This window comes from Pseudomonas sp. TNT2022 ID1044 (assembly GCF_028656895.1).
Classification (GTDB): domain Bacteria; phylum Pseudomonadota; class Gammaproteobacteria; order Pseudomonadales; family Pseudomonadaceae; genus Aquipseudomonas; species Aquipseudomonas reinekei.
In genome coordinates, this window is record NZ_JAMDHB010000007.1 from 267,455 (window position 1) to 287,588 (window position 20,134).

Here is a 20,134-nt window from a genome sequence, read left to right on the forward strand (position 1 = left end):
TGCCGCTATTGGCTGAACGCGCCTTCAGACAGATGGGTTTCGATGCTGACTTCGCTGGTGGTCATCAACTTGTGGATCGGGCAGCGATCAGCGACGCGGTGCAGCTCTTCGCGCTGGGCGTCGGTGAGCACGCCCTTGAGCGTCAGTTTGACGTGCAGCGCGTACTTGCCTTTCTGTTCCTGGCTGTTGTCGCGCTTGACCTCCACGCCGACGCCGGTGAGCGGGATGTCTTTCTTCTTCGCGTAGAGCTTCAGGGTCAGGGCCTTGCAGGCGCCAAGTGCCGCGTCGAAATAGTCGTGGGGTTCCGGTGCCGAGCCTTCGCCGCCAGCCGTGACGGGCACGTCGGCGAAAAGTTCGTGGTCATCGATCTGGACGCTGTGGCGAAAACCTTCGGCGGAAACGGTATTGACGGTGACAGTCATGGAGAACCTCGCAAGCGACAGGAAAAGTCATTCGATCAAAAAAGACCTTGAAGTTATAGAGCGTTGTGCCGCCCGTGCGTTCCTGCTTTTTATAATCTTCAAAGAAAAGCCCCGCAATGGCGGGGCTTCTTCATGTCGATCCGGATCAGCTGCCTTTGACAGCCTTACCGTTGACGGTGCCGTCCAGGAGCATGATGTTGTACTCCTTGCCGTCGGTTTCGACCTGTTGCAGGCGGACCAGCAAGTGGTCCCAATCCTTGGCGAACCAGAGCACGGTGATGCGCTTGCTTTGTGTCGGATCGCGCACGCGCTCGACCTTGATTGCGTCGATCTGGCCAGCCTTGGTGTCGACTTTTTCCGAACCGAGCACGCGGAAGTCATAAGTATCGACTTCGCCATCATCGACAACCTGATAGCTCATGCTCTTTTTACCGGCAGCCACGTCATGTTGCAGCGCCAGCTGATAGGTGGATTTGTCGAGCATGCCGCGGTTCAGCGGGATATTGACCGCGTCGCCACGATCAGTACCGGTGACCTTTTTGGCTGTCCAGTCGAAGTCCAGATCTGCCTTCTTGGCTTTGCCCAGGCCACCGCGTTCGAAGTGATAGGACTGTGGCAGCAGGGTGTCCTTGTCGACGGTCAGGGTGCTTTCTTCGGACAGGCTGGCGATCATCATCGACGCCTTGAAGTTGAGCTTCCAGACGCCGTTGGCTTCCTTGGTCAGGCTGCGTTCGGCGGTACCGCTCATGGGCAACTGCTTCCAGTCGGCGGTGTAGCTGGCGGAGAAAGGTTGAAGGTCTGCGGCCTGCGCGAATGGCAAGGTAAGCAGAGCGCAAGCGAAGAGCAGGGCGCGACGCATAAAATCTCCTAGGTTCGAATCAAGTGGCCGCTGGCCGCGAGTAACTGTCCATCCAGTAAAGCACCTTGATCACTGAGTGATAACCGGCCTTCGGCAAACCAGCGTACGGCCATCGGGTAGATCAGGTGTTCCTGAACATGGACTCGCTGCGCCAGACTTTGCGGCGAGTCATGCAACTCTACCGGTATTACTGCCTGTACGACCAGTGGTCCGCCATCGAGTTCCTCGGTGACGAAGTGTACGGAGCAGCCGTGTTCGGTGTCGCCGGCCTCCAGCGCGCGCTGATGAGTGTGTAACCCTTTGTATTTGGGTAGCAGCGAGGGATGGATATTGAGCAGGCGACCCTGGTAATGACGCACGAAGTCAGCGCTGAGAATGCGCATGAAGCCGGCCAGTACCACGAGTTTGGGGTTGAAGGCGTCGATCAGTTCGATCAGCGCGGCATCGAAGGCCTCACGACCTTCGAAAGCCTTGTGATCCAGCGAGCGGGTGGCGATACCCGCATCACTGGCGCGTTGCAGGCCATAGGCGTCGGCACGGTTGGAAATCACCGCAGCGATGCGGACCGGGCTGTCGCCGGTCCGCGTGCTGTCGATCAAGGCCTGCAAGTTACTGCCGGTGCCGGACAACAGCACCACCACATCACAGGTCTGGGACATCAATGAGCCTTGAGGTTCTTCAGTTCAACCTGAGCCGCGCCTTCGGCAGCGGTGGAGATCTGACCGATGACCCATGGCTGCTCGCCGGCTTCACGCAGAACGTTCAGGGCGGTTTCGACGTGCTCTTGAGCCACGCAGATAACCATGCCCACGCCGCAGTTCAGCACGCGGTGCATTTCGTTCTCGTCGACGTTGCCTTTTTCTTGCAGCCAGTCGAACACCGCCGGGCGGGTCCAGCTCGCCACGTCAACCACGGCCTGAGCGCCTTTTGGCAGAACGCGCGGGATGTTGTCCAGCAGGCCGCCACCGGTGATGTGGGCCATGGCTTTGACAGCGCCGGTTTCCTTGATCAGCTTGAGCAGCGGCTTCACGTAGATACGGGTCGGGGCCATCAGCAGATCGGTCAGCGGTTTGCCGTCGAGCTGGATGTTTTCGATGTCGGCACCGGACACTTCGATGATCTTGCGGATCAGCGAGTAACCGTTGGAGTGCGGGCCGGAAGACGGCAGGGCGAGCAGGGCATCACCGGCAGCGACTTTGGAACCGTCGATGATTTCGGATTTTTCCACGACGCCGACGCAGAAGCCGGCCAGGTCGTAGTCTTCGCCTTCGTACATGCCCGGCATTTCAGCGGTTTCGCCGCCAACCAGGGAGCAACCCGACAGTTCGCAACCAGCGCCGATGCCGGTGACGACCTGGGTCGCGGTTTCGACGTTCAGTTTGCCGGTGGCGTAGTAGTCGAGGAAGAACAGCGGCTCGGCGCCGCAGACCACCAGGTCATTGACGCACATGGCGACCAGGTCGATGCCGATGCTGTCGTGCTTGTTCAGGTTCAGTGCCAGGCGCAGCTTGGTGCCGACGCCGTCAGTACCGGAAACCAGCACAGGCTGCTTGTAGCCGGCCGGGATTTCGCAGAGGGCGCCGAAACCGCCCAGGCCGCCCATGACTTCCGGGCGCGCAGTGCGCTTGGCGACGCTCTTGATGCGTTCGACCAATGCTTCACCGGCGTCGATGTCTACACCGGCGTCCTTGTAGCTCAGGGAGGGTTGCTTGCTCATGATCCAGGCCTTTAGGGGGGATTCAGGGGTAACGACCGAGTCCAGCGGGGCCGCCGAAATCGACGAGGGCGATTGCCTCACGCGAATTTCGAAAGAGCCCGGCTGTTGCCGGTCTGCGAAGGCGCGCGATTTTATCAGGCTTGAAGGGCAGCGGCCATCCTCAGGCCGACGGCAGGGGCCATATCAGTCTAAAAAAACCTTAATTGTTCCCGGTTGATGGCATCCTGCTGACCTGTGCAAGGTATCGCCATTAACCGTCTATCGTTATGACTGTGCGAAAAAACTAACCTGGGGCGTGTGAATGTTTTGCGCCGGGCGATGGTCACAGCCTTGCTCGATCGTCTTCATGCGGTCTGTTCCAGCCGCTCTTGTCGTCAGGAATCTTCCATGCGCTTTTGTAAATTCTTGTTTGTGGGCTGTTTGTCGTTGATCAGTCTTGTCAGTCATGCCGAAACCGTCAAAGGCCTCTACCAAGTGCGTGAGCCGGTCAATGGGCAGGCGCCGGAAGAGCGCGATCAAGCGACCCAGCGTGCGCTGGATACGCTGGTGCTGCGCCTGACCGGGGATCCCAAGGCGGCGCAAAATCCAGGGTTGGCGGCGATTCGCAAAGACCCGCAACAAATCATCAGTCAGTACGGCTTTGATGCCGGGCCACCGGAAGTGCTTAAGATCGATTTCGATCCAGCCTCCACCGAGCAGGCATTGCGGCGAGCCGGGCTGGCCATGTGGGGCGCCAACCGACCATCGATCCTCGGTTGGTGGTTGAGCGATTCCACGGAGGGTTCGAGCCTGGTGGGCGACGGTCAGGCCAGTGCCGCTCCGTTGCGCCGAGCGGCGCAGCATCGTGGCTTGCCGCTGCGGCTGCCGCTTGCCGATTTGAACGAACAGATCGTCGCCACGGCGCCGAATCTGGAAAGTGCTGATCCGGCCCCACTGCGTAGTGCGTCGGAACGTTACAATGCCGACGCTTTGCTCGCGGTGCATGCCCGGGAAGAGGGTGGGCAGTGGCAAGCCAAGTGGCGGTTGTGGTTGGGCGATCAAAAGGAAGCGGGCAGCGTTCAGGGGGCTGATCAGGCTGCCGTGGCGGATGCTGTGATGCTGGCGGTCAATGAGCGGCTGGCGCCTCGGTTTGTCGCCAAGCCGGGTGCATCGTCCCAGCAGTTGCTGGAAGTACAAGGCATGAACCTTGAGCGCTATGCGGCGCTTGGGCGTTTGCTGGAACCTTTTGCCGGGCGCCCGCAAAGTGTCGACGGCGACCGGATTCTGTATCGGGTCAATGGCAGCACCGATCAATTGCGTGCCCAACTGTCGCTGGCGAAATTGCAGGAGGTAACGGCGGCACCGGTCACTGAAGCTCCGGTGGTTCCGGCTCAGCCTGCAGCGGACGGTTCGGCCCCTGCGGTAGCGCCAACCCCGGCACCGACTCCGCAACTGCGTTTTCGCTGGTAGATTTTCTTTCTTTATATAGAAGCAATGGAGTGGTTCATGGCCGATACGCGGCGTTGGTTCTGGTTGGGTGGAGTTGTACTGCTCTGCGCGTTTGTCTGGCTGTTGCATCCGATCCTCACGCCGTTCCTGGTGGCGTTGTTGTTGGCTTATCTGTTCGATCCGCTGGTAGACCGGCTGGAAAAGGCCGGGCTGTCCCGGACCTGGGGCGTCGTGGCGGTCTTTGCGCTGTTTACCCTGATCTTGACTGCGTTGCTGTTGGTGCTGGTGCCAATGCTGGCCAAGCAGCTTTTGCGTTTGTACGAATTGGCGCCGCAGATGCTCGACTGGTTGCAGCACACCGCGCTGCCGTGGACGCAATCGAAGTTTGGTTTGTCGGATGGCTTCTGGAAGTTCGACAAGCTCAAGGCCGCCATCAGCGAACACATGGGCCAGACCAGCGACATTGTCGGCGTGGTCTTGAGTCAGGCGACGGCTTCCGGGCTGGCTTTGATTGGCTGGCTGGCGAATCTGGTGCTGATCCCGGTGGTGAGTTTCTACTTGCTGCGCGATTGGGATCTGATGATGGCCAAGATCCGGAGCCTCCTGCCCCGTGATCGTGAAGAGCGCATTGTGTCCCTGGCCGGCGAATGCCATGAAGTGCTGGGGGCGTTCGTGCGTGGGCAGTTGCTGGTGATGGTGGCGCTGGGCGCTATCTATGCGGCGGGCCTGATGCTGGTAGGGCTGGAACTGGGGCTGTTGATCGGTCTGATTGCCGGTCTGGCAGCGATTGTGCCGTACATGGGGTTTGTGATCGGTATTGGCGCGGCGCTGATTGCCGGGCTGTTCCAGTTCGGCGGTGATCTGTATCCGATGGTCGGCATCGTCGCGGTGTTCATGGTGGGTCAGGCGCTGGAAGGAATGGTGCTGACGCCGCTGCTGGTGGGGGATCGAATCGGCTTGCACCCGGTGGCGGTGATCTTCGCGATTCTGGCCGGTGGTGAGTTGTTCGGGTTTACCGGTGTTCTGCTGGCGCTGCCGGTGGCGGCGGTGATCATGGTGCTGGTGCGCCATGTGCATGATTTGTATAAAGATTCTGAAATCTACAGTGGTGTTGACGAGCCCGAACTCTAACGGGGGACGCGGGCATCCCGGATCGCTCCCGGGAAGCCCCGCTCCCGGCGCCGGTTTGTTGCCCGCAGCGCCAAAGAAACTGTCATAAAACCGGAGCGTCAACGCAAACCTTTGATTTTGCTTGTGGTCTGTCGCATTGTGCGGTCGGCTTCACGGGTATAAACTTCGCAAACTTTACACAGAGGCCACTAACGGTTCCTTTGGAACTGTTCAGTCAGCATGAAACCGATTCAGCTGCCCCTAGGTGTGCGTCTGCGTGACGACGCCACCTTTATCAACTACTACCCAGGCGCCAATGCCGCTGCACTCGGCTATGTCGAGCGGCTGTGCGAAGCCGACGCCGGCTGGACCGAGAGTCTGATCTATCTTTGGGGCAAGCATGGGGTAGGGCGCACGCATCTGTTGCAGGCCGCATGCCTGCGATTCGAGCAGATGGGTGAACCGGCGGTGTATCTGCCGTTGGCCGAGTTGATGGACCGTGGCATCGAAATCCTCGACAACCTTGAACAGTATGAGCTGGTCTGCCTGGATGACTTGCATGCAGTCGCCGGCAAGGCGGATTGGGAAGAGGCGCTGTTCCATCTGTTCAATCGTCTGCGTGACAGCGGCCGGCGTCTGCTGATCGCTGCATCGACTTCACCGCGCGAGCTGCCGGTGAAACTGGCGGACCTCAAATCCCGCCTGACCCTGGCGCTGATCTTCCAGATGCGCCCGCTCTCCGATGAAGACAAACTGCGTGCCCTGCAACTGCGTGCATCCCGTCGCGGCCTGCACCTGACCGACGAAGTCGGGCATTTTATTTTGACCCGCGGAACCCGCAGCATGAGCGCGCTTTTCGATTTGCTCGAACAACTCGATCAGGCCTCGCTTCAAGCCCAGCGCAAGCTGACAATTCCCTTCCTTAAAGAAACGCTGGGTTGGTAGCGAAACCCGGTGAATTCAAGGTCTGAAGCGATTTCTGGCATATTTCAGGCGCCAGAAAATCCGCTTTCCTGCACGGTTGCAGGCTGCGTCAACATTCAAAATAGGCTTAAGCGCTTAGATGTTAACGAGAAACCGATAAGTCACAAAAAGTTCGATTGAATTTGCAAATGAGGATGATAGCGGGCATAGTCTCGGCTTCTTTACAACTATCAGCCACGGTCGTGCCCATGCTAAATCGCTTTGCACCCCTCGTGCCTCTCGCACTCGTTACCCTGTTGTTCGGTTGCGCTGCCCACACTCCAGTGGCCCAGCAAGCGCAGCAACAGCAGGTGAAAAGCTCCGTTACCGCTCAGTCTTCCGCTCTTTATCAGGAAGAACTCGCGACCGAAAAAGAACTGGCCGACTTCGCCGATGGCAAGTCCTACCAGCTGCCGGTTCTGGCAGACAGCATCCTTGAACGCGGCATGTCGCTGATCGGTACCCGTTACCGTTTCGGTGGTACCTCTGAAGCCGGCTTCGATTGCAGCGGATTCATCGGTTACCTGTTCCGTGAAGAAGCCGGCATGAACCTGCCGCGCTCCACCCGCGAAATGATCAACGTGGACGCACCACTGGTGTCGCGCAGCAAGCTCGAGCCGGGCGATCTGCTGTTCTTCGCAACCAATGGTCGCCGCGGTCGCGTCAGCCATGCCGGGATCTATCTGGGTGACAACCAGTTCATCCATTCCAGCAGCCGCCGCAGCGGTGGTGTCCGGATCGATAGCCTGGGCGACAGCTACTGGAGCAAGACATTCATCGAAGCCAAGCGTGCACTCGCCATGGCGCCAGGCGCGGCTCCAATCGTCACCGCTCGCAAGTAAGCGGACAATTTGTAAGGTGAACTTAAAGTCTTACTTGAAGTTTGCCTGATAAGCGCTAGAATTCTGATCTATCAATGATGGCAAACCGCCTGCGTACTGCGCAGGCGGTTTTCTTTTCTGCGTCCCGGCAGAAAAAAGCCGCAGCCAGATCAGGATGCTCTGCTTATGTCGACGTCGGCCCGCCTCGCAATTATGCTTCTCGCAGCGCTGCTCAGCGCTTGCGCCAGCCGCACACCGCCACCCGCGCCGGTGGTCAGGGCACCTATCGTTTTCGGTCCTTCCCAATCGTTCTCACCTGAAGCGGAAGACGTGCTGTTTCGCGCGTTGGGCCTGGTGGGCACGCCTTATCGCTGGGGTGGCAATACGCCGGATTCGGGCTTTGATTGCAGTGGCTTGATTGGCTATGTGTACCGCGATGTCACCGGCATTTCCTTGCCGCGTACCACGCGCGAGATGATCACCATGCAGGCCGCCAACGTTGGCAAGGAAGGCTTGCAGACCGGTGACCTGATCTTCTTCGCCACCAACGGCGGCTCCCAGGTCAGCCATGCCGGGATTTACGTCGGCGAAGGGCGATTCGTCCATGCGCCGGCCACCGGTGGCACGGTAAAGCTCGACAGCCTGTCCAAAGCCTATTGGCAGAAAGCCTACCTGAGTGCCAAGCGCGTCTTGCAGCCGGAGCATCTGGCGCGCAATCCCTGATTTTCGGAGGTTGTCGTCATGACTGCTCGCACGCTCAACCTCGACGATTCGTTGTACCAATACCTTCTGGATGTATCCCTGCGCGAGACGCCACTGCTCAAGCGCTTGCGCGACGAAACCCAGGCGTTGCCGATGGCGCGCTGGCAGGTAGCGCCCGAGCAAGGGCAGTTTCTCGCGTTGTTGGTGAAGCTCATCGGTGCGCGGCGATTGCTGGAGATCGGCACCTTCACCGGTTACAGCGCCCTGTGCATGGCGGCGGCATTGCCGGATGAGGGCTCGCTGATCTGCTGCGACATGCCGGGTGACTACAACGCCATCGCACGTCGCTACTGGGAAGAAGCCGGTTTGAGTACGCGCATTGATCTGCGCCTGGCGCCTGCGCTGGAAACGCTCGGTACGCTGGATCAGCCTGGCGAATTCGATCTGGTTTTCATCGATGCCGACAAGGCCAACTACCCGGCCTATCTGGAGCACGCGCTGCGGTTGCTTCGGGGCGGTGGGCTGGCGGTGTTTGATAACACCCTGTGGAGCGGTCGGGTGCTGGAAAGCAATCCGCAGAGCGCAGACACCCGCGCGATCCAGGCGCTCAATCGAGCGTTGAAGGATGACGCGCGGGTAGATCTGTCGTTGTTGCCGCTGGGGGATGGGCTCACGCTCTGTCGTAAACGCTAACGATCGCAGCCGTTTATTGAGTCGCGGACACCCGCCACACCTTGTTTCCAACATCATCGGCCACCAGCAAGCCCCCCTGCTGATCAATCACCACACCCACCGGCCGGCCCATGGCTTTTTCTTCGTCGTTGAGAAAACCGGTGAGCACATCAATCGGTTGTCCCGTCGGCTTGCCTGCGCTAAATGGCACGAAAATCACTTTGTAACCGCTGTGCGGTTTGCGGTTCCATGAGCCGTGCTGGCCGATAAAGGCGCCTTCCTTGAATTGCGCCGGCAATGTGTTGCCTTCGGCGAACGTCAGCCCCAGCGACGCGGTGTGCGGGCCGACTGCGTAGTCCGGCGCGATCGCCTTGGCCACCAGATTCGGGTTTTGCGGTTCGACGCGTACGTCGACGTGCTGGCCGTAATAGCTGAACGGCCAGCCGTAAAACCCGCCGTCCTTCACTGAGGTAATGTAATCGGGCACCAGATCGCTGCCGATTTCATCCCGCTCGTTGACCGCCGTCCACAGTGCGCCGCTTTGCGGCTCCCACGCCATGCCGTTCGGATTGCGCAGGCCGGAGGCAAAAATCCGGTGATTACCGGTGGCGCGATCCACTTCCCAGATCGCCGCACGTCCTTGCTCCTGATCCATGCCGTTTTCGCCGACGTTGCTGTTCGAGCCTACCGTGACGTACAGCTTGCTGCCGTCCTGGCTGGCAATCACATTTTTGGTCCAATGGTGATTCAGTGTCCCGCCCGGCAGGTCGACGACTTTGATCGGTTGCGACTTGATGGCAGTGTCGCCGGTTTCGTAGTGAAAGCGCAGCAAGCGATCCGTGTCGGCCACGTACAGGTCGTTGCCCACCAGCGTCATGCCGAATGGCGAGTTGAGGTTTTCCAGGAACACCGTGCGGGTCTCAGCGATGCCGTCGTGATTGCTGTCGCGCAGCAGCGTGATGCGGTTCGGGCTCGGTACGCCTGCTCCGGCGCGGCTCATGACTTTCTTGGTGATCCAGCCCTTGATGCCTTTGGTGTCATCGGGCTTGGGCGGGGCGTTGGTTTCGGCGACCAGGACGTCGCCATTGGGCAGCACGTACAGCCAGCGTGGGTGATCGAGATTATCGGCAAATGCGCCGACTTGAGTGCCGCTGGCCGCCACGGGTTTTGCACCGTCCGGCCAGCCGATAGCCGGGGCTATGTTCATCGTCGGGAATAGCGTTTTGTTGGGTTCGGGCAACTTGGGTGACGGACCGGTGCCGTCGGAGACTTGCAGGCTGGAGGTTTCGCCGCAAGCGACGAGCCCTCCGGCGAGAGCGACAACGAATACGAGCTCGGATGTGCGCATTGCGGATCTTCCCTATGGATGCCTTGATTTAACCATAGAGAAGCCTGGCCGCTGGTTGGTTCAACCCTTCAGCCGCGAGCCTGCTTCAACAGCACGGCCATGCCGGGATAAGAATGGCCTGTCTGGTTATTGATCGGCGGCGGTTATTCATCTGTGCGCCCGGTCTTCAATTGACGCTCCACCCCCAACCCTCTAACCTTCGCGGCTTGTTTCAGGTGCTCTGTGGCTTGGGTCGACAGAGTGAAACAGGGAAGTCGGTGAGCGAGCGCTTCAGAAGTGAAGTGTCGCAATCCCGACGCTGCCCCCGCAACGGTAAATGGGTGAAAGGCTGCGCCTTGGCCACTGTGTCGACAGACATGGGAAGGCGCGCAGTCTGGCGCAAGCCGCTCATGAGTCCGGAGACCGGCCTGATCCATCCAAGCGGCATCACGGTGGGCGATGCCAGGCTTCTTGCCGTCTATTCTTGTGCCTGCCCGCCGTTATTCCAGCCTCAACGGAGAGCTCCCCCATGACTGATACCCCCGATCGTGACGAACGTCATCTGGCGCGCATGCTGCGCAAAAAAGCCGTGATCGACGAGCGCATTGCCAACTCGCCGAACGAGTGCGGCTTGCTGCTGGTGCTGAGCGGCAACGGCAAAGGCAAGAGCAGTTCGGCCTTCGGCATGCTCGCGCGATCCATGGGCCATGGCATGCAATGCGGCGTGGTGCAATTCATCAAAGGACGTCACAGCACCGGCGAAGAATTGTTTTTCCGACGCTTCCCCGAGCAGGTGCGTTTTCATGTGATGGGCGAGGGCTTCACTTGGGAAACCCAGGATCGTCAGCGTGATATCGCCGCCGCCGAAGCGGCCTGGGCCGTGTCGCAGGAACTGCTGCGTGATCCGTCCATCGGCCTGGTGGTGCTGGACGAATTGAACATCGCCCTCAAGCACGGTTATCTCGATCTGGATCAGGTGCTCAGCGATTTGCAGGCGCGTCCGCCGATGCAACACGTGGTGGTCACCGGTCGCGGCGCCAAGCCGGAAATGATCGAGCTGGCTGACACCGTCACCGAGATGGGCATGATCAAGCACGCCTTCCAGGCCGGAATCAAAGCGCAAAAAGGCGTGGAACTGTGAGTCGCACTGTATGAATAGCGCTCGCCAATGCCCGGCAGTATTGATTGCCGCGCCGGCCTCCGGTCAGGGCAAGACCACGGTCACCGCCGCACTGGCCCGTTTGCATCGCAACCAGGGGCGCAAGGTGCGCGTGTTCAAATGCGGCCCGGACTTTCTCGACCCGATGATTCTCGAGCGCGCCAGCGGTGCGCCGGTTTATCAATTGGATATGTGGATGGTCGGCGAGCAGGAAAGTCGTCGCCTGTTGTGGGAAGCCGCCGCTGAAGCCGATCTGATTCTGATCGAAGGGGTGATGGGGCTGTTTGACGGTACGCCGTCGAGTGCCGATCTGGCGCGCCACTTCGGTGTGCCGGTGCTCGCTGTCATCGATGGCACCGCCATGGCCCAGACCTTTGGTGCGCTGGCCCTCGGGCTGGCGCGTTATCAGCCGGACTTGCCGTTTGCCGGTGTCCTGGCCAATCGCGTCGGCACCCTGCGTCACGCGCAATTGCTTGAGGGCAGCCTGACCGAAGGCCTGCGCTGGTATGGCGCCTTGTCCCGGGAAACCGGAATCGAATTGCCGAGTCGGCACCTGGGGTTGGTACAGGCCAGCGAATTGAACGACCTCGATGTGCGCCTTGATGCGGCGGCCGATGCTTTGGCCAGCAGTTGCGAAGTCGCGTTGCCGCCAGCGGTGCAGTTCGCCGCCCCCGATGTGATCGCAGCCGAGCCGTTGCTGGCGGGTGTGCGCATTGCCGTGGCCCGTGATGAAGCGTTTGCCTTCACCTATGGCGCCAGTCTCGATGTGTTGCGGGCGATGGGCGCTGAGTTGCGGTTTTTCTCGCCGATCCGTGACGCGCAGTTACCGGAGGCCGACAGCTTGTATCTGCCAGGCGGTTATCCGGAGTTGCATCATGTGGTGCTGGCGCAAAACACCTCGATGCTGAACGCCATCCGCGCGCACCATGCCGCGGGTAAGCCGTTGCTGGCCGAATGTGGCGGCATGCTTTATCTGCTCGATTCGTTGACTGATGTCGAAGGCATCCGCGCCGAGCTGGTCGGTTTGCTGAGCGGTGACGCGGTGATGCAAAAGCGCCTGGCCGCGTTGGCCCTGCAGGCGGTTGAACTGCCGGAAGGCTCGCTGCGCGGGCATACCTATCATCACTCGCTGACGACCACCGAACTGACGCCGATTGCCCGGGGCTTGAGTCCTAATGGCGGGCGTGGAGCCGAAGCGGTTTATCGTGAGGGGCGAATGACGGCCTCTTATGTGCATTTTTATTTTCCGTCGAATCCACAGGCGATCGCCGCGCTTTTCGCACCCGACCTTGAAGCCGCCATCGCTGGCAAGCCTGCTCCTACAGTGAGCAGTGTGATACCTGAAGAAATGCAATCCCCTGTGGAAGCTGGCTTGCCAGCGATGAGGCCATGACAGACAACGCCTTCTCCGAAGCCGAACGCGCAGCCGTCTACCGAGCCATCGCCGAACGCCGCGACATGCGTCACTTCAGCGGCGGCACCGTCGAGCCCGAGTTGCTGCGACGCCTGCTCGAAGCCGCGCATCAGGCGCCCAGCGTTGGCCTGATGCAGCCATGGCGTTTCATCCGCATCAGCGATCGCGATTTGCGCGGCAAGATCCAGGCGCTGGTGGAAGACGAGCGCATCCGCACCGCCGAAGCCCTCGGCGAGCGCACCGACGAATTCATGCAGCTCAAGGTCGAAGGCATCAACGACTGTGCCGAGGTGCTGGTGGCTGCACTGATGGAGGATCGCGAGCGGCATATCTTCGGGCGTCGTACGCTGCCGGAAATGGACTTGGCGTCGTTGTCCTGCGCGATCCAGAACCTCTGGCTGGCGTCCCGTGCCGAAGGATTGGGCATGGGCTGGGTTTCATTGTTCGAACCGCAAGCGCTCGCGGACCTGTTGGGCTTGCCCGCGGGTGCCAAGCCATTGGCGATCCTGTGCCTGGGGCCGGTCAAGGCATTCTATCCGGCACCGATGCTGGTGCTCGAAGGTTGGGCGCAGGCGCGTCCGCTGAGTGAAATGTTGTATGAAAATTATTGGGGAGTGAGTCAATGAGTGTGGCGTTGTTGAGTGTCGCCGCGGTGGCGCTGGATGCGCTGCTGGGCGAACCCAAACGCTGGCATCCGCTGGTGGCGTTCGGCCGTTTTGCCGAGCGCATCGAGCAACGTTTCAACGGCGGTGGCCGTGGCTGGCGCAGTCATGGCGTCACTGCGTGGGTGATCGCCGTGTTACCGCTGACATTGTTGGCCACGGCATTTTCCTGGGCGCCTTATGTCGGCTGGATGGTCGAGATTCTCGCGCTGTATTGCGCCCTCGGCATGCGCAGCCTTGGTGAACACGTCGAGCCTGTGGCGAAAGCCCTGCGAAGCAATGATCTTGAAGAGGCACGCAAACGCGTGAGCTATCTGGTCAGCCGTAAAACCAGTGAGCTGGATGAAACCGAAGTCGCCCGTGCCGCCACCGAATCGGTACTGGAGAACGGCAGCGACGCGGTGTTCGCCGCCTTGTTCTGGTTTGCCGTGGCCGGTGCGCCAGGCGTGGTGCTCTATCGGTTGAGCAATACGCTGGATGCGATGTGGGGCTATCGCAACGAACGTTTCGAACGCTTTGGCTGGGCGGCGGCGAAGATCGACGACGTGCTCAATTACATTCCTGCGCGACTGGTGGCGTTGACCTACGCGCTGCTGGGCAAAACCCGCCTGGCCCTGAAATGCTGGCGCACCCAGGGCCGGACCTGGGACAGTCCGAATGCCGGTCCGGTGATGGCGGCGGGGGCGGGTGCGCTGGGCGTCGAATTGGGCGGGCCGGCGATTTATCACGGCGAACTGCATGAGCGTCCGCAACTGGGCGAAGGCGTGCCGGCGGATGCCGACGCCATCGACCGAGGCTGGCAATTGGTCCAGCGCGGGGTATGGTTATGGCTGCTGATTCTCTGCGTGGGGGCTGAATTTTATGCTTGAACACGGTGGCCGGTTGCGCAAGGCGGCGTTCGAATACGGCATCGAGGAAGCCGATTGGCTCGATCTGTCCAGTGGCCTCGCGCCCTGGCCGTTTCCTGTCCCTGAAATATCGTTGCGGGCGTGGGCGCGGTTGCCGGAAACCGACGACGGACTGGAACAGGCCGCTTGCGATTATTACGGCACCTTGCAGGCATTGCCGGTGGCCGGTTCGCAAATGGCCATCCAGTTGCTGCCGCGTTTGCGTCGGGCCGGCAAGGTCGGCGTGCTCTCGCCGTGCTACGCCGAACATGCCGAAGCCTGGCGGCGTAACGGTTACATCGTGCGTGAAGTGCTGGAGCAGGAAGTCGATTTCTTCGTCGACAGCCTCGACATACTGGTGGTGGTCAACCCGAACAATCCCACGGGTCTGAGCCTGACGCCCGGCCGATTGCTGGACTGGCACGCGCGTCTGGCGCAGCGCGGTGGCTGGTTGGTGGTGGACGAAGCGTTCATGGACAACACGCCACACTTGAGCCTTGCGCCATTCGCCCATCAAGTCGGTTTGATCGTGCTGCGTTCGTTCGGCAAATTTTTTGGCTTGGCCGGTGTGCGTTTGGGTTTTGTGCTGGCCGAGCGCAAGTTGCTCAAATTGCTCGCCGAGCAAGTGGGGCCGTGGGCGGTGAGTGGCCCGACCCGGGTGTTGGGCCAGGCGTGCCTGCGCGACACCGAAGGCCAAACGCAACAACGCATACGCGCCGAAGAGGCCAGTGAGCGATTGGCGGCGCTGCTCGAACACCACGGCTTCAAACCGCAGGGTGGCTGCGCGCTGTTTCAGTGGCTGATCACGGATCGCGCCGAGGAGCTCCACGAGTTCATGGCCCGACGCGGCATTCTGCTGCGCCTGTTCAAACATAACAGCAGCCTGCGTTTCGGCTTGCCGGGCGATGAAGCCGATTGGGCGCGTCTCGATGCCGCATTCAATGCGTTAACCAAGGAACAGCCATGACCACGTTGATGGTGCAGGGCACCACCTCCGATGCCGGTAAAAGTACCCTGGTGACGGCGCTGTGCCGCTGGGTCACGCGTCAGGGTGTCGGCGTGGTGCCGTTCAAGCCGCAGAACATGGCGCTCAACAGTGCGGTGACGGCCGACGGAGGCGAAATCGGTCGCGCGCAAGCCGTGCAGGCTCAGGCGGCGTTCCTCGAGCCTCATACCGACATGAACCCGGTGCTGCTCAAGCCCAACAGCGATACGGGCGCTCAGGTGATCATCCATGGCCGTGCGGTCACGACGATGAATGCCGTGGCCTATCACGACTACAAAGCCATCGCGATGAAAGCGGTGCTGGTCTCGCACCAACGGTTGAGCGCGGCGTATCCGGTGGTGATGGTCGAAGGTGCGGGTTCGCCGGCGGAAATCAATCTGCGTGCCGGCGACATCGCCAACATGGGGTTCGCCGAAGCGGTGGATTGCCCGGTGCTGCTGATCGCCGACATCAACCGCGGCGGGGTTTTCGCGCATCTGGTGGGCACACTGGAGTTGCTGTCACCGAGCGAGCAGGCGCGGGTCAAAGGCTTCATCATCAACCGTTTTCGCGGCGACATTGCCCTGTTGCAACCCGGTCTCGACTGGCTTGAATCGCGCACCGGCAAACCGGTGATCGGGGTCCTGCCTTATGTGATGGACTTGCATCTGGAAGCCGAAGACGGCATCGATCAGCGCCAGACCGACAAGGCCGAGCAAGTCCTGAAAGTCGTGGTGCCGGTGCTGCCGCGCATCAGCAACCACACCGATTTCGATCCGCTGCGCCTGCATCCGCAAGTCGATCTGCAATTCATCGGCCCCGGCCAGGCGATTCCTCCCGCCGACCTGATCATCTTGCCCGGCTCGAAAAGTGTGCGCAGTGATCTCGCGTACCTGCGCGCCAACGGCTGGGAAACTGCAATCGCCCGGCATTTGCGCTATGGCGGAAAAGTGTTGGGTATCTGCGGCGGCCTGCAAATGCTCGGCGAGCAGGTGCACGACCCGTTGGGCCTGGAAGGTGCACCGGGCTCCAGCGCCGGACTGGGCTTGCTGGCATTTGAAACGCAGCTGGAACAGGACAAGCAACTGCGCAATGTGCGCGGTCGCCTGGCGCTGGAGAATGCTGAAGTCGTCGGCTATGAAATTCACGCTGGCGTGACCACCGGGCCGGCGCTGGAAAACGCCGCGGTGCAGCTCGATGATGGTCGGTGCGACGGTGCCCAGAGCGACGACGGGCAGATTTTCGGCACGTATTTGCATGGCCTGTTCGAGTCACCGGCGGCCTGCAGCGCGCTGTTGCGTTGGGCGGGTTTGCAGGCGGTGCAGGAGGTGGATTACCACGGGTTGCGCGAGCGCGATATCGAGCGGTTGGCGGATTTGGTGGAGAAGCATTTGGACACCCCGTTGCTGCGTGAGCTCTGCGGGATTTAGGCTGGCCTTGCCGGCCCTATCGCGAGCAAGCTCGCTCCCACAGGGTTCATGTCAATCCAGATCTCTGTGGGAGCCCAGGTGCTTCACCGAAGATGTTAAGGAATAAACCATGCTGCAACTGATCCTCGGCGGCGCCCGCTCCGGCAAAAGTCGTCTGGCCGAAAAACTGGCGACTGACAGTCAATTGTCGGTGACGTACATCGCCACCAGCCAACCACTGGACGGCGAAATGAACGAGCGGGTCGCCCATCACCGCGCCCGTCGCCCAGCCGAATGGGCGCTGATCGAAGAACCGCTCGAACTCGCCCGCGTCCTGCGTGAACATGCCCGCGTCGATCATTGCCTGCTGGTGGATTGCCTGACGCTGTGGCTGACCAACTTGTTGATGCTCGACGACGCCGAGCGCCTGGGCGCCGAACGGGATGCCTTGCTCGATTGCCTGGCATCGCTGCCGGGTGAAATCATTTTTGTCAGCAACGAGACCGGAATGGGTGTCGTGCCGCTGGGCGAATTGACTCGCCGTTATGTCGATGAAGCCGGTTGGCTGCATCAAGCTCTGGCCGAACGGTGTCAGCGCGTCGTCCTGACCGTTGCCGGCCTGCCCCTGTCTCTGAAAGGAACTGCGTTATGACCCCATCCTGGTGGCTGGCCCCGTGCAAACCGATCGACACTCAAGTGCTCGAACAGGCACAAGCCCGGCAACAGCAACTGACCAAGCCGGCCGGTTCTCTCGGTCAACTCGAGTCGGTAGCGGTGCAACTGGCCGGACTGCAAGGGCAGGTCAAGCCAAACCTGGATCAGGTCTGGATCGCGATTTTTGCCGGTGACCATGGCGTGGTCGCCGAAGGGGTGTCGGCGTTCCCCCAGGAAGTCACCGGGCAAATGCTGCATAACTTCGTCAACGGTGGAGCAGCGATCAGCGTGTTGGCGCGGCAGTTGGGCGCCTCCCTGGAAGTGGTCGATCTCGGCACCGTAACACCGTCATTGAACCTGCCGGGCGTGCGTCATCTGAACATCGGCCCGGGCACGGCGAACTTCGTCCAAGGCCCGGCGATGACTCAGGCCCAAGGCGAACTCGCTATGCAGGCCGGTCGCGACAGCGTGCTGCGAGCCATCGCGAGGGGTGCGCAATTGTTTATCGGTGGTGAGATGGGCATCGGCAACACCACCGCTGCCAGCGCTTTGGCCTGTGCCTTGCTCGAGTGCCCGGTGATGCACCTGACCGGGCCGGGCACCGGGTTGAACGCAGCGGGCGTCAGCCATAAGGCGCAGGTGATCGAGCGGGCGTTGGCGTTCCATGCGGCTCAGCGTGGCGATGCCTTGCAGACCCTGTTCAACCTCGGCGGTTTTGAAATGGCGGCGCTGGTCGGTGCTTATCTGGCCTGTGCGCAGGAAGGTGTCGCGGTGCTGGTAGACGGGTTCATTTGCAGCGTCGCGGCATTGGTCGCGGTGCGTTTGAATCCCGATTGCCGTCAGTGGCTGTTGTTTGGGCATCGCGGTGCCGAGCCGGGTCATCAGCATGTGCTGGAAACTCTGAACGCCGAACCGCTGCTCGACCTCGGGTTGCGTCTGGGCGAGGGCAGCGGTGCCGCGCTGGCGGTGCCGTTGTTGCGTCTGGCTTGTGATCTCCACGGGCAGATGGCGACCTTCGCTGAGGCTGCGGTGGCGGATCGCCCGGCATGACCTTGCACCTGGACCTGTTGCGCCACGGCGAAACCGAACTCGGTGGCGGTTTGCGTGGCAGCCTCGACGACGCGCTGACCGAAAAAGGTTGGCAGCAGATGCGCGAGGCGGTGCTGGCGCAGGGGCCTTGGGATCGGTTGGTGAGTTCGCCGTTGCAGCGATGTGCGCGGTTCGCGCATGAACTGGGTGGGCAATTGGGCGTTCCGGTCACGCTGGAAAAAGATCTGCAGGAACTTCATTTTGGTGCCTGGGAGGGGCAGAGCGCTGCCGAGTTGATGAAAACCGACGCCCAAGCCCTGGGTTTGTTTTGGGCTGATCCGTATTCGTTTACCCCGCCGGGAGGCGAGCCGGTGGCGGATTTTTCTCTGCGGGTGCGGACGGCCGTAGCGCGTTTGCAGTCGATCTGCGCTGGAGAGCGCGTGTTGCTGATCAGCCATGGCGGCGTCATGCGTTTGTTGCTGGCGCAGGCGCGGGGGATGCCCCGGGAGCAATTGCTAAACGTCGAAGTCGGCCATGGTGCGCTGTTCTCGCTGTCGGTTGACGCCGGCGGTGTGTTAAGGGAAGTGATCTGACCATGTTGCCGTTCTGGATCGCCCTGCAATTTCTGAGCAGCCTGCCGATTCGTTTGCCGGGCATGCCGGCGCCTCAGGAGTTGGGGCGCTCGCTGCTGTTCTATCCGTTGGCGGGATTGTTGTTCGGCGTCATTCTGTGGGCGTTGAACTGGCTGTTGCTGGGCGCGCCTGTGCTACTGCATGCCGCGCTGTTGCTGACGGTTTGGGTGTTGCTCAGTGGTGCGCTGCATCTTGATGGTTTGGCCGACAGTGCCGATGCCTGGCTCGGAGGCTTTGGTGATCGCGAGCGCACGCTGACGATCATGAAAGATCCGCGCAGCGGGCCGATTGCGGTCGTTACGCTGGTCCTGGTGCTGTTGCTCAAGTTCACTGCATTGCTGGCATTGATCGAGCAAGAGTACGCAGTCGCGTTGATCATTGTGCCGTTGATTGGGCGGGGAGCGTTGCTGGGGTTATTCCTGACCACGCCCTATGTGCGTGCCGGTGGTTTGGGGCAGGCATTGGCTGATCATCTGCCGCGTTCGGCGGGTAAGCAAGTGTTGGCGGTCAGCGCCCTGGCTTGTGTGTTGATCGCAGGCCTCGGTGGCGTATGGGCGCTGGTCCTGGCCGGGCTCGGGTTTGTGTGGCTGCGGCAAGTGATGCTGCGACGCATTGGCGGGACGACGGGCGATACGGCGGGGGCGTTGCTTGAATTGCTGGAGATGGCCGTTCTGGTGGGGTTGGCGTTGGTCTGAACGTTTTGAAACGATCGCAGCCTGCGGCAACTCCTGCAAGGGCAAGATCTTTTGTTGGCATTGCCGAAAGCTGCGATCTTTTGATTTTTCTGCGATCCTGTAACTTGATTTAACACACTCGCGGGTATATACACGCATCATGCTCGATTCCCAATGTTTATGTATCAACCTGCGTCGCGCCGCCCGTGGCGTCAGCAGGCATTACGACGGCGCTCTCGATGGCTTCGGGATCAACGTCGCGCAGTATTCTTTGCTGTGCAATCTGCAGCGGCTGGATCAACCGAGCATTTCCACCCTCGCTGAAGCGATGGGGCTCGACCGCAGTACCCTGGGTCGCAATTTGCGCGTGCTGGAGGGCGAAGGGCTGGTGATGCTGGTCGAGGGCGAGGACATGCGCAATCGCATCGTCAGGCTGACCGAGGCCGGCGCCGAGCGTCTGAAAGCGGCCTTGCCCGCGTGGGAAGCAGCCCAGCAGCGGTTGGTCGATCGCCTGGGCGCCGAAAAACGCGAAACGTTATTGAAGTTGCTGGACGAACTGGCTTGATGCCGGTTTGTTCGATCTTAAGCGGGTATATACCCGCGACCGG

The 20,134-nt window shown here is 60.9% G+C and carries 22 protein-coding genes and 1 riboswitch; of the genes, 17 read left to right on the forward strand and 5 right to left on the reverse strand.

What is annotated here, in order from left to right; all coding sequences use genetic code 11:
- Positions 1 to 5: 5 nt before the first annotated feature.
- The 4 genes from M5G20_RS11625 to purM all read right to left on the reverse strand — a co-directional run bounded on the left by M5G20_RS11625 (position 6) and on the right by purM (position 2,998).
- Positions 6 to 422, reverse strand: coding sequence for an OsmC family protein (locus M5G20_RS11625; protein ID WP_273919233.1), 417 nt, complete (start codon positions 420 to 422; stop codon positions 6 to 8).
- 145 nt (positions 423 to 567) lie between these two features.
- On the reverse strand, positions 568 to 1,281 hold the full coding sequence (locus M5G20_RS11630; RefSeq protein ID WP_273919234.1) for a DUF3108 domain-containing protein: 714 nt from the start codon (positions 1,279 to 1,281) through the stop codon (positions 568 to 570).
- Between the two features lie 8 nt (positions 1,282 to 1,289).
- Positions 1,290 to 1,940 (reverse strand): phosphoribosylglycinamide formyltransferase, encoded by a 651-nt coding sequence (gene purN, locus M5G20_RS11635; RefSeq protein WP_273919235.1) that lies wholly within the window; start codon positions 1,938 to 1,940, stop codon positions 1,290 to 1,292.
- Entirely contained in the window at positions 1,940 to 2,998 is a 1,059-nt protein-coding gene (purM, locus tag M5G20_RS11640) for a phosphoribosylformylglycinamidine cyclo-ligase (protein WP_008148639.1), read from the reverse strand. The genes purN and purM overlap by 1 nt, the downstream gene beginning before the upstream one ends.
- 387 nt (positions 2,999 to 3,385) lie before the next feature.
- On the opposite strand from purM, the gene M5G20_RS11645 reads away from it, so the two are divergent.
- The 6 genes from M5G20_RS11645 (at position 3,386) to M5G20_RS11670 (ending at position 8,715) form a co-directional block, all read left to right on the forward strand.
- Entirely contained in the window at positions 3,386 to 4,447 is a 1,062-nt protein-coding gene (locus M5G20_RS11645; RefSeq protein WP_273919236.1) for a DUF2066 domain-containing protein, read from the forward strand.
- A gap of 36 nt (positions 4,448 to 4,483) precedes the next feature.
- Entirely contained in the window at positions 4,484 to 5,557 is a 1,074-nt protein-coding gene (locus M5G20_RS11650) for an AI-2E family transporter (protein ID WP_273919237.1), read from the forward strand.
- Positions 5,558 to 5,776: 219 nt separating this feature from the next.
- Positions 5,777 to 6,481 carry a DnaA regulatory inactivator Hda gene (hda, locus tag M5G20_RS11655; protein ID WP_056852945.1) on the forward strand — a complete coding sequence of 235 codons (705 nt, stop codon included), beginning with the start codon at positions 5,777 to 5,779 and terminating at the stop codon, positions 6,479 to 6,481.
- 227 nt (positions 6,482 to 6,708) lie between these two features.
- Positions 6,709 to 7,341: a C40 family peptidase gene (locus M5G20_RS11660; protein WP_273919238.1), complete on the forward strand. Its 633-nt coding sequence runs from the start codon at positions 6,709 to 6,711 to the stop codon at positions 7,339 to 7,341.
- A gap of 165 nt (positions 7,342 to 7,506) precedes the next feature.
- Positions 7,507 to 8,043, forward strand: a complete 537-nt coding sequence (locus M5G20_RS11665; protein WP_273919239.1) for a C40 family peptidase — start codon at positions 7,507 to 7,509, stop codon at positions 8,041 to 8,043.
- 18 nt (positions 8,044 to 8,061) lie between these two features.
- Complete coding sequence (locus tag M5G20_RS11670) at positions 8,062 to 8,715, forward strand: O-methyltransferase (protein WP_273919240.1); 654 nt, start codon at positions 8,062 to 8,064, stop codon at positions 8,713 to 8,715.
- A 13-nt stretch (positions 8,716 to 8,728) separates the two neighbouring features.
- Here the strand turns inward: M5G20_RS11670 and M5G20_RS11675 are convergent, their stop codons facing one another.
- Positions 8,729 to 10,042: a PQQ-dependent sugar dehydrogenase gene (locus M5G20_RS11675; RefSeq protein WP_273919241.1), complete on the reverse strand. Its 1,314-nt coding sequence runs from the start codon at positions 10,040 to 10,042 to the stop codon at positions 8,729 to 8,731.
- Positions 10,043 to 10,238: 196 nt separating this feature from the next.
- Positions 10,239 to 10,467, forward strand: a riboswitch (cobalamin riboswitch).
- A gap of 83 nt (positions 10,468 to 10,550) precedes the next feature.
- Here M5G20_RS11675 and cobO point away from each other — a divergent pair.
- From cobO to M5G20_RS11730, 11 genes are all read left to right on the forward strand, one after another.
- The gene (gene cobO / locus M5G20_RS11680; protein ID WP_273919242.1) at positions 10,551 to 11,162 is read left to right on the forward strand and encodes a cob(I)yrinic acid a,c-diamide adenosyltransferase; all 612 of its coding nucleotides are present in this window, start codon (positions 10,551 to 10,553) and stop codon (positions 11,160 to 11,162) included.
- A gap of 10 nt (positions 11,163 to 11,172) precedes the next feature.
- Positions 11,173 to 12,573 carry a cobyrinate a,c-diamide synthase gene (locus M5G20_RS11685; RefSeq protein ID WP_273919243.1) on the forward strand — a complete coding sequence of 467 codons (1,401 nt, stop codon included), beginning with the start codon at positions 11,173 to 11,175 and terminating at the stop codon, positions 12,571 to 12,573.
- Complete coding sequence (gene bluB / locus M5G20_RS11690; RefSeq protein ID WP_273919244.1) at positions 12,570 to 13,220, forward strand: 5,6-dimethylbenzimidazole synthase; 651 nt, start codon at positions 12,570 to 12,572, stop codon at positions 13,218 to 13,220. Before M5G20_RS11685 ends, bluB begins: the two co-directional genes overlap by 4 nt.
- A complete protein-coding gene (gene cbiB, locus M5G20_RS11695; protein ID WP_273919245.1) occupies positions 13,217 to 14,125 on the forward strand; it encodes an adenosylcobinamide-phosphate synthase CbiB in 909 nt (302 codons plus the stop codon). The genes bluB and cbiB overlap by 4 nt, the downstream gene beginning before the upstream one ends.
- Complete coding sequence (cobD, locus tag M5G20_RS11700) at positions 14,118 to 15,110, forward strand: threonine-phosphate decarboxylase CobD (protein WP_273919246.1); 993 nt, start codon at positions 14,118 to 14,120, stop codon at positions 15,108 to 15,110. The genes cbiB and cobD overlap by 8 nt, the downstream gene beginning before the upstream one ends.
- Positions 15,107 to 16,558: a cobyric acid synthase gene (locus M5G20_RS11705; protein ID WP_273919247.1), complete on the forward strand. Its 1,452-nt coding sequence runs from the start codon at positions 15,107 to 15,109 to the stop codon at positions 16,556 to 16,558. The genes cobD and M5G20_RS11705 overlap by 4 nt, the downstream gene beginning before the upstream one ends.
- 109 nt (positions 16,559 to 16,667) lie before the next feature.
- On the forward strand, positions 16,668 to 17,189 hold the full coding sequence (gene cobU / locus M5G20_RS11710) for a bifunctional adenosylcobinamide kinase/adenosylcobinamide-phosphate guanylyltransferase (RefSeq protein WP_273919248.1): 522 nt from the start codon (positions 16,668 to 16,670) through the stop codon (positions 17,187 to 17,189).
- Positions 17,186 to 18,241: a nicotinate-nucleotide--dimethylbenzimidazole phosphoribosyltransferase gene (gene cobT / locus M5G20_RS11715; protein WP_273919249.1), complete on the forward strand. Its 1,056-nt coding sequence runs from the start codon at positions 17,186 to 17,188 to the stop codon at positions 18,239 to 18,241. The genes cobU and cobT overlap by 4 nt, the downstream gene beginning before the upstream one ends.
- Positions 18,238 to 18,813 carry an alpha-ribazole phosphatase family protein gene (gene cobC / locus M5G20_RS11720; RefSeq protein ID WP_273919250.1) on the forward strand — a complete coding sequence of 192 codons (576 nt, stop codon included), beginning with the start codon at positions 18,238 to 18,240 and terminating at the stop codon, positions 18,811 to 18,813. The genes cobT and cobC overlap by 4 nt, the downstream gene beginning before the upstream one ends.
- Before the next feature lie 2 nt (positions 18,814 to 18,815).
- Positions 18,816 to 19,547 carry an adenosylcobinamide-GDP ribazoletransferase gene (locus M5G20_RS11725; RefSeq protein WP_273919251.1) on the forward strand — a complete coding sequence of 244 codons (732 nt, stop codon included), beginning with the start codon at positions 18,816 to 18,818 and terminating at the stop codon, positions 19,545 to 19,547.
- 139 nt (positions 19,548 to 19,686) lie between these two features.
- Positions 19,687 to 20,091, forward strand: coding sequence for a MarR family winged helix-turn-helix transcriptional regulator (locus M5G20_RS11730; protein WP_034146381.1), 405 nt, complete (start codon positions 19,687 to 19,689; stop codon positions 20,089 to 20,091).
- The last annotated feature ends 43 nt before the right edge of the window (positions 20,092 to 20,134 follow it).

What these genes read in the sequence shown, in the direction of transcription:
- M5G20_RS11650 (WP_273919237.1), top strand. Translation starts at nt 4,484, where the DNA reads ATGGCCGATACGCGGCGTTGGTTCTGGTTGGGTGGAGTTGTACTGCTC.
- bluB (WP_273919244.1), top strand. Translation starts at nt 12,570, where the DNA reads ATGACAGACAACGCCTTCTCCGAAGCCGAACGCGCAGCCGTCTACCGA.
- cbiB (WP_273919245.1), top strand. Translation starts at nt 13,217, where the DNA reads ATGAGTGTGGCGTTGTTGAGTGTCGCCGCGGTGGCGCTGGATGCGCTG.
- purM (WP_008148639.1), bottom strand. Translation starts at nt 2,998, where the DNA reads ATGAGCAAGCAACCCTCCCTGAGCTACAAGGACGCCGGTGTAGACATC.
- purN (WP_273919235.1), bottom strand. Translation starts at nt 1,940, where the DNA reads ATGTCCCAGACCTGTGATGTGGTGGTGCTGTTGTCCGGCACCGGCAGT.
- M5G20_RS11630 (WP_273919234.1), bottom strand. Translation starts at nt 1,281, where the DNA reads ATGCGTCGCGCCCTGCTCTTCGCTTGCGCTCTGCTTACCTTGCCATTC.
- M5G20_RS11665 (WP_273919239.1), top strand. Translation starts at nt 7,507, where the DNA reads ATGTCGACGTCGGCCCGCCTCGCAATTATGCTTCTCGCAGCGCTGCTC.
- M5G20_RS11685 (WP_273919243.1), top strand. Translation starts at nt 11,173, where the DNA reads ATGAATAGCGCTCGCCAATGCCCGGCAGTATTGATTGCCGCGCCGGCC.
- M5G20_RS11625 (WP_273919233.1), bottom strand. Translation starts at nt 422, where the DNA reads ATGACTGTCACCGTCAATACCGTTTCCGCCGAAGGTTTTCGCCACAGC.
- cobC (WP_273919250.1), top strand. Translation starts at nt 18,238, where the DNA reads ATGACCTTGCACCTGGACCTGTTGCGCCACGGCGAAACCGAACTCGGT.
- M5G20_RS11660 (WP_273919238.1), top strand. Translation starts at nt 6,709, where the DNA reads ATGCTAAATCGCTTTGCACCCCTCGTGCCTCTCGCACTCGTTACCCTG.
- cobD (WP_273919246.1), top strand. Translation starts at nt 14,118, where the DNA reads ATGCTTGAACACGGTGGCCGGTTGCGCAAGGCGGCGTTCGAATACGGC.
- cobO (WP_273919242.1), top strand. Translation starts at nt 10,551, where the DNA reads ATGACTGATACCCCCGATCGTGACGAACGTCATCTGGCGCGCATGCTG.
- M5G20_RS11725 (WP_273919251.1), top strand. Translation starts at nt 18,816, where the DNA reads ATGTTGCCGTTCTGGATCGCCCTGCAATTTCTGAGCAGCCTGCCGATT.
- M5G20_RS11645 (WP_273919236.1), top strand. Translation starts at nt 3,386, where the DNA reads ATGCGCTTTTGTAAATTCTTGTTTGTGGGCTGTTTGTCGTTGATCAGT.
- M5G20_RS11675 (WP_273919241.1), bottom strand. Translation starts at nt 10,042, where the DNA reads ATGCGCACATCCGAGCTCGTATTCGTTGTCGCTCTCGCCGGAGGGCTC.
- M5G20_RS11670 (WP_273919240.1), top strand. Translation starts at nt 8,062, where the DNA reads ATGACTGCTCGCACGCTCAACCTCGACGATTCGTTGTACCAATACCTT.
- cobT (WP_273919249.1), top strand. Translation starts at nt 17,186, where the DNA reads ATGACCCCATCCTGGTGGCTGGCCCCGTGCAAACCGATCGACACTCAA.
- hda (WP_056852945.1), top strand. Translation starts at nt 5,777, where the DNA reads ATGAAACCGATTCAGCTGCCCCTAGGTGTGCGTCTGCGTGACGACGCC.
- M5G20_RS11730 (WP_034146381.1), top strand. Translation starts at nt 19,687, where the DNA reads ATGCTCGATTCCCAATGTTTATGTATCAACCTGCGTCGCGCCGCCCGT.
- M5G20_RS11705 (WP_273919247.1), top strand. Translation starts at nt 15,107, where the DNA reads ATGACCACGTTGATGGTGCAGGGCACCACCTCCGATGCCGGTAAAAGT.
- cobU (WP_273919248.1), top strand. Translation starts at nt 16,668, where the DNA reads ATGCTGCAACTGATCCTCGGCGGCGCCCGCTCCGGCAAAAGTCGTCTG.